At 44.2% G+C, this 702-nt stretch carries 1 protein-coding gene; it reads right to left on the bottom strand.

Going from position 1 to position 702, the window contains the following annotated elements; translation table 11 throughout:
- Positions 1–135: 135 nt before the first annotated feature.
- Positions 136–654: a phage major tail tube protein gene (locus ACFINZ_RS10925; RefSeq protein WP_015856800.1), complete on the bottom strand. Its 519-nt coding sequence runs from the start codon at positions 652–654 to the stop codon at positions 136–138.
- Between the last annotated feature and the right edge of the window lie 48 nt (positions 655–702).

Genomic DNA, 702 nt, shown 5'->3' with positions numbered 1-702 from the left:
TCAGTTTCTTGCAGAGAGATTCTTTGCCACCTTTATCTTGATAAGGAAGCGGAACCTGCAATTCCACGTCAATGCTGCTTTGTAAACTTGTCATGATCAATTCCTATAATTGATAACCCTATCAATAATGAGAGCTTATAAGTTGAGAATAGAGCGGCGGCGAGAACCGATCTCTTGCCCGTTGCGGACAAGCCAGCCGCCCCGTTTAAAAGAAAAGCGGTGCAAAACAGAACCATCCCAAAATTCCGTATAATCCCAAACATTTTTGATCTCGCAATCATAGCCTGTGGCTTTCCCAGCTGTTAAGCCTTCGCTATCCACTTTGACCAACCGCCCTGTCACATCAATGGAATGTTCATGCTCACGCCCATCTTCTTCAGAAATCACATGTTTTTTGCCAGTGAATTTATGACGAAGACCAGGAGGACCACCAAAGATGCCGATAATTTCGGGGGTATGGCTGCGGATTTTCATTTGCAAACTTAGCGCTTTCACACCAAGACCGCTCACATCAATTTGCATATCAGAGCCCCCTGGTTGATAGGTTTCGGTGATTTCTTCCAACGTGGGCAGTTTCAATGTTTCAAGATCAAGGTGAAGATTCACATCATCATCAACAATCAAGGTAAAACCGCGTACAATGCGTAAAGTCATGCTTTAACTCCTTGCTGCTTTGCGATAAGTTTCAAGCGTATCGCCAAA

The organism is Bartonella sp. AA81SXKL (assembly GCF_042196945.1).
Classification (GTDB): domain Bacteria; phylum Pseudomonadota; class Alphaproteobacteria; order Rhizobiales; family Rhizobiaceae; genus Bartonella.
The sequence above is the reverse complement of the archived record's forward strand: the minus strand, read 5'-3'. Positions and strand labels throughout refer to the sequence as shown.

Bases quoted from the DNA above. Each gene is read 5' to 3' on its own strand.
- ACFINZ_RS10925 (WP_015856800.1), bottom strand. From the start codon at position 654: ATGACTTTACGCATTGTACGCGGTTTTACCTTGATTGTTGATGATGAT.